Origin of the sequence: Chitinophaga flava (genome assembly GCF_003308995.1) — a bacterium.
GTDB classification, from domain to species: domain Bacteria; phylum Bacteroidota; class Bacteroidia; order Chitinophagales; family Chitinophagaceae; genus Chitinophaga; species Chitinophaga flava.
The window spans coordinates 3,009,487-3,016,849 of sequence record NZ_QFFJ01000002.1 but is presented as its reverse complement, the minus strand read 5'-3'; the positions used below and the strand labels follow the sequence as shown (position 1 = coordinate 3,016,849).

1 protein-coding gene is annotated in these 7,363 nt (G+C 47.5%); it reads left to right on the top strand.

Features of this window, described 5'->3' with window-relative positions:
• Positions 1-57 precede the first annotated feature (57 nt).
• Positions 58-7,329 (top strand): non-ribosomal peptide synthetase, encoded by a 7,272-nt coding sequence (locus DF182_RS27850; RefSeq protein ID WP_113619030.1) that lies wholly within the window; start codon positions 58-60, stop codon positions 7,327-7,329.
• Positions 7,330-7,363 lie beyond the last annotated feature (34 nt).

Genomic DNA, 7,363 nt, shown 5'->3' with positions numbered 1-7,363 from the left:
TGCGGCCATAGGCGTGAAGACAATCAAATAAAATCAAATGATTTTAATACTAATGTTATGAGAGCGTTGCTATCCAAATTAAGGAAGAATAACATACAACTGAAATTATCCAACGGTGAACTATCTGTCAAATATCAAAAAGGCAATATAGACAAAGCGCTTTTAGATGAAATCGGTTTGCATAAAGCGGACCTCATTAATTATTTAACAGCGCTTAACCTGAAGACGGTTGCAACTATTGCTCCTGCCACCTTGCAGGCGGACTATCCCCTATCTTCGTCCCAGCATAGATTATGGGTATTGAGCCAGTTCCCCGAAAGCAGTGTAGCCTATAATATGCCTGGCGTATATCAGTTTGAAGGAAATCTTCATATTGACACACTCAATAGTGCTTTTAATTGTCTGATTGACAGGCATGAAAGTTTGCGTACTGTTTTTGTACAGAATGAACAGGGAGAGCCCAGACAACAGATACTCCCCGCAGATAAAGCCACTACTTTTGCGGTCAATATACAGGACCTCAGGACCACACCACAGCTGGTGAATCAATATGTCCAGCAGGATTTCCGGCAACCATTTGACCTGAAAAACGGTCCATTATTGCGCGCCGCCTTATACCAGATCGCTGACGACAAATGGATATTCACTTATCTGATTCATCATATCTGCAGCGATGGATGGTCTATGGATATCCTGATCAGGGAACTGCTGCTGTTTTACAATAGCGCCGTCACCGGCCAGCAGATTGAATTACAGCCACTGAGCATACAGTATAAAGATTATGCCTGTTGGCAACAGCAGCAACTTAGCGGAGAATCCCTGCTACAGCATCGCCAATACTGGATGCAGCAGCTACAGGCACCGCTGCCGGTGCTGGAACTGCCGCTTGACAAACAAAGGCCTGCACTCAAAACCTATAATGGCAATAACATTTATAAAAAGCTGAATACCCGGGTAGCGGAACAGCTTACCAACATCTGCCGTCAGCAGGATGCCACCCTGTTTATGGGCTTACTCACAGGAGTGACCGCACTCCTCCATCGTTACAGCAACCAGGAGGATATCATCATCGGCAGTCCTATTGCCGGCAGGGAACATGCTGCACTGGCCGATCAGATAGGGTTTTATCTGAATACGCTCGCACTGCGCCTGCAGCCGGGAGAAAAAACATCTTTTGCGGAACTTCTGCAACATGCCAAACAAGTGACATTACAGGCATATCAGCATCAGGTATATCCTTTTGACCAGCTTCTTGATACATTGGAGCTACAGCGGGACATGAGCCGCAGCCCACTGTTTGATGTACTCATCGACTATCATCACAACAAGGAAAAAGCGACCACTCAACGACAACTGCAGGGGTTGAAAGTGAGTGGGTATGAAGCGGAAGTACATCCGGTGAGCAAGTTTGATCTTACTTTTATGTTCATCGATAACCCTGAAGGACTTCATCTACTGATAGAATACAATACAGACCTGTTTGAAGAAACAACTGTCCATCGTATGTTTACCCAGCTGGAAGAACTGATAGCAGCGGGTATCAGCACACCTGACAAGGCTATCAGCCAGCTTTCCTATATTCCGGAAGCAGAACAGCAACAGTTACTAAAAGAATTCAATACCACTCCCGCCCTTTATGATGGACATACGCCTGTATTAATGTTATTCAGAGAACAGGTAAAACAACATCCGCAGGCCACAGCTGTAATATTTGAGAATACCACTCTCTCCTATCTCCAGTTGGAAGAGGCTTCTGACCGGTTGGCATCTCATATCAAAACACAGTACAATATCCAGCCTGACCAACGTATTGCGCTCATGATGGACCGTTCTGAAAAGACCATCATCGCCATGCTGGCGGTTTTAAAGGCAGGAGCTGCTTTTGTTCCCGTAGACCCGGTGTATCCTCCTGCACGTAGGCAGTATATCATACAGGACGCCGAGGCGGTGTTACTGATCACTCAGACGGATTATATTTTTGATATAGATTATTACCAGGGACCGGTATTTGCAGTAGATGCCCAGCTGGATGGGCTTCCGGAAGCGAATAAAACAATACTATCTGTAGCTAATGCGGATAATCTGGCTTATGTAATCTATACATCCGGATCTACCGGGCAGCCTAAAGGTTGTGCTATGACCCATTCCAACCTGTCCCATTACATTCAATGGGCCAATGCTTACTACTTCCATAATAGCCAGACGCCTCATTTTGCGCTCTTTACCTCTATCTCATTCGACCTGTCTATTACCAGTATATTCAGTCCGCTCACAGCGGGAGGTGCTATTACTATTTACAATCAGCAGCTGGATATGGCGGCTGTGCTGCAACAATGCTGTGATCCGCGCAGTGGCGTAAATGCGATCAAGGTCACCCCTTCGCATGTGAACATGATCGCACAGCTGAACCTTGCTGAAACCGCCATCCACACGGCTATTCTGGGCGGCGAGCAGGTAACAACTGAGCAGGTACGTGTTCTCAAGTCCCTCAATCCGCAGATAAAGGTCTATAACGAATACGGGCCTACGGAAACAACCGTAGGATGTATCGTCAAAGAACTCGATGAACATACACCGGTCCTCATCGGCAAACCCATATCCGGCATAGAGATTTTCATTCTCTCTCCGCAGGGACAGCTTTGCCCGGCGGGTATTCCTGGAGAAATCTGCATCAGCGGCGCAGGTCTGGCAAGGCAGTATCTTAACAATCCTCAACTCACAGCACAAAAGTTCGTCCCCAATCCATTCCGGCCCGGACAACGCATGTACAAAACCGGTGACCTTGGCAGATGGTTACCAGACGGCCAGATACAGTTTATCGGCAGAAAAGACGAGCAGGTAAAGATCAGAGGCTACCGTATAGAACCCGGCGAGATTGAAAATGTGTTACTCACACATCCGGATATCTCCCAGGCTGTTGTGATCGCTGTCAATAATAAAAACGGAGATAAGGAACTGGCGGCTTACCTGGTAAGTGAGCAACAGCTATCTACAACAGACATACAGGCATTCCTGACCGCAGAACTGCCGGCGTATATGCATCCCGGTTACCTTATTCAACTGGAGACATTACCCCTCACACATAATGGGAAAGTGGACAAATCAAAACTGCCCGCCCCCAGCAGCGCATTATCTACCGATGCTGCGTATATTGCACCTGTCAACGAAACAGAACAACAGTTCGTTGATATCTGGCAGGAGATCCTGGGTAAAGAAAACATCGGCACAGCTCATAGTTTCTTCCACCTCGGCGGCGACTCCATCAAAATACTACGTATGCTCGCTGCCGTTAAAAAAACTACACAGCTGGATATTTCAGTAGCGGATGTATATAAACACAATACCATCGCTGATCTGCTGGCATATGTACAATCCGGTGCACCGCAGAGAACACAGCAACAGGCCGAACGACTACAAAAGGAAACAGCAGTAAAAGCGGCTATTCAGACGCTGAAAGAAACTGTCCTGCAACAGATTGAAGATGCCGACAATATCGAAGACATCTATCCGATGAGTGATATTGAAAAAGGAATGGTCTTTGAATCAGTGCTGCACCGGCAACAGGGCATGTACCATGATCAAATGGTACACCAGCGCAGCTTCTCTGATTTCAACCCGGATCGTTTCCAACAGGCGCTGCAGCTGCTTACGGACAAACATCCTATTCTGAGAACAGCCTTTAATATCACCGATTTTGACAGAGAGCTGCAGATTGTCTATAAAAAAATAAACGCAGCATTACATTACGAAGACCTGACTAAGCTGAACAGGCAAATACAGGAAAGCACTATCCGGGACTTCCTGGCTGATCAGATGCAGCAGCCGTTTGATACCACCGTTGCTCCCCTATGGAGAATGGCGGCCTTCCAACTTGGCAGCACGGAAATCGTGTTCGTTTTCCAATGCCACCACGCTATTATCGACGGATGGAGCGATGCGCTCTTTATGACAGAGCTCAACAATCTGTATTTACAACTGGCCACCAATCCGGGTTGCATCCCTGAAAAATTAAACATCTCCTATAAAGATTTCATCATACAACATGAAATAGACAAGGCGGATAACAACATCAAAACGTTCTGGAAGCAAGACCTCTCCGATGCGGTACGACTCGATATTTTCACGACCGAAAGTAAATTACAGATCCTGCATCATCGCTTTGATGGCGCCTTAATGCGGCAACTGGAGCAAACCGCTGCCACACTCAGCACCTCTGAGAAAGCAATTGCCCTCAGCGCCTACCTCTACCTACTCAAGGTACTCAACTTTGATCAGCAGGTACTGACCGGACTGGTCTCCCATATGCGGCCTAATCTGCCAGGCAGCGATCAGTTGCTCGGCTGTTTCTTAAATACCATTCCCTTCTACCTCGCTGTAGACGAGCTTCAGACAGGCGCCGAACTCGCCACCCGCGTACAGGAAAAAATGGTCATGCTGAAAGACAACGAAAGACTCAGCATGTTCGAAATTGCCAGGCTGCATAATAAAGAACAGGCAGACAATCCTTTCTTTGATGTACTCTTCGACTATGTTGACTTCCATGTCTTCGATAATATAGAAGAATCAAAGCTGCCTTCCAGTCTGCCCGCCCTGGATGTAACCGGTGGCGTGGACCTCACTAATACTTACCTGGACTTCATGATCAACCGTACCGGCGGCAACTATGTACTGTCGCTCCGCCTGACGCGTGAACTCAAGTCTGGCCTGCAGCCGGAAGATTTAGTAGCGATCTATACTGCGATACTCCAACATATCATTACTAGTCCTTCACTGCCCCTGTATCAGGCCGGTATTGTCGCAGCCACTCAGCAACAGCAGCTGCTCAATCAGTTCAATACAATACCGGTACTCTACAACGACTATACGTCGGTATTGGAATTATTCGCTGAACAGGTGCAACATCAGCCAGATACAACTGCCATCGTCTTTGAAAACACTTCCCTCTCCTACCAGCAGCTCGATGAAACATCCGATAAACTGGCATCGTATCTGAAAACAGTCTATCATGTTCAGCCCGATCAACGTGTAGCGCTCATGATGGACCGTTCAGAAAAGACCATCATCGCTATGCTGGCGGTTTTAAAGGCTGGCGCTGCCTTTGTGCCCGTAGACCCGGTATATCCGCCGGCACGCAAACAGTATATCATACAGGATGCAGCGACGGTACTACTGATCACTCAAACAGATTATATCTTTGATATTGATTATTACCAGGGTCCCATGTTCGCCATAGATGCGCAGCTGGATGGGCTGCCGGCTGCCGATAGAACAATACTATCTATCGGCGCTGCAGACAATCTGGCCTATGTGATCTATACTTCCGGATCTACCGGGCAGCCTAAAGGTTGCGCTATGACCGCCGCCAACCTGTCTCATTATATACAATGGGCCAATGCCTGGTACTTCAAAAACGGGCAGCCGCCTCATTTTGCGCTCTTTACCTCTATCTCTTTCGACCTGTCTATTACCAGTATATTCTGTCCGCTTACATCCGGAGGTACCATCACCGTATACAACCAGCAGCTGGACATGGCAGATGTACTACAGCAATGCTGTGACCCACGTAGTGGTGTGAATGCCATCAAGGTCACCCCTTCGCATGTGAACATGATAGCACAGCTGAATCTTGCTGAAACAGCCATCCATACCGCTATTCTAGGAGGTGAACAGGTAACCACAGAGCAGGTACGTGCACTGAAATCACTGAATCCGCAGATGCATGTCTATAACGAATACGGACCTACGGAAACAACGGTGGGATGCATTGTGAAAGAACTCGATGAACATGCACCCATCCTCATCGGCAAACCCATTTCTGAAACCACTATATTCATCCTTTCTACCCAGGGTCAATTGTGCCCTGTGGGGGTGCCCGGAGAAATCTGTATCAGCGGTGCGGGCCTGGCAAGACAGTATCTCAACAATCCTCAACTCACCGCACAAAAATTCGTCCCCAATCCATTCCGCCCCGGACAACGCATGTACAAAACCGGTGACCTCGGCAGATGGCTACCAGACGGACAGATACAGTTTATCGGCAGAAAAGATGAACAGGTGAAAATCAGAGGTTACCGTATAGAACCCGGTGAAATTGAAAATGTACTGCTCATTCATCCGGATATCACCCAGGCTGTTGTGATCACGGTAAATAATAAAGCCGGTGAGAAAGAGCTGGCAGCCTACTTCGTCAGCGCACTGGCCTTATCAGCAGCAGACCTGAAGAGCTTCCTGTCAACACAGCTCCCTGCGTATATGCATCCCAGTTACCTCATCCAGCTGGATACACTACCGCTGACGCATAATGGAAAAATTGATAAAACGAAGCTGCCCATACCAACAGAACAGGCTTCCGGCCGCGCCGCATATGCTGCTCCTACCAATGACACCGAAGAACAACTCGTGGACATCTGGCGCGAAATCCTGGGAAGAGATCAGATCGGTATCGATGACAACTTCTTTGATATCGGCGGACATAGCCTCACCGCGCTGCGTCTGCACCATGCCCTGAGCAAACACCACGGCTATCAGCTGAAATTACAGGACATCTATAATCAGCCCACCATCCGGGAAATGGCGCTGAATAGGTCTTCCAGCCAGGCGCTGCTCAGACTGAGCAGACAACATATCAGTCATCTTAACACCATCTACTTCATTCCACCCATCTTCGGAAATGCAGTCCTCTTCAGGCCCATTGCCGAAAAACTGGAGGCAGACTATAACTGCTATGGACTGCAATACAGTGGAACAGAAGCAGGAGAAACACCTTACAATTCCATAGAACAGGCCGCAGCAGACTTCTGCGATAAAATCATCAACCATCAGCCGGAACAGGAATTTATACTGATCGGCTATTCCATGGGAGGACTGATCGCCTTCGAAATGGCTAAAATACTGGAAGCACAGCATATCCCCTTCCGGTTGATGCTGGTTGACAGAGAAGCGCCCGCAACAGGTTTCCGTATACCTGGCAAAAACCAGACAGCTTCCACTGTCAGAGAACTGCTGGGAAAATATGATACCATCATGCCGGCATACAATACTGACCGGGAAATGCTGTCCCGCTTCCTGACCAACAACATTAACAGTATCAATGCGTATCGCAATACCACAAAAATTAAGAGCCCGATATATGTTGTTGAATCGACTGGTAGTAAACACCAGGCCGATATGGACCAATGGAGAAAATGTACATATAGTACCGTAACCATCATTCCGATTACTGGCGACCATTGGGAGATATTCTCTCCCTCAGGCCTTGAAAATATAGAGATGATCATCCGGTCTTTCGCACAGAAAAAAATTCCGGCCGTCACCTCACAACTTATTTAAATCATTTATTCCACACCAATTAAATCCGTAGATT

Bases quoted from the DNA above. Each gene is read 5' to 3' on its own strand.
- DF182_RS27850 (WP_113619030.1), top strand. From the start codon at position 58: ATGAGAGCGTTGCTATCCAAATTAAGGAAGAATAACATACAACTGAAA.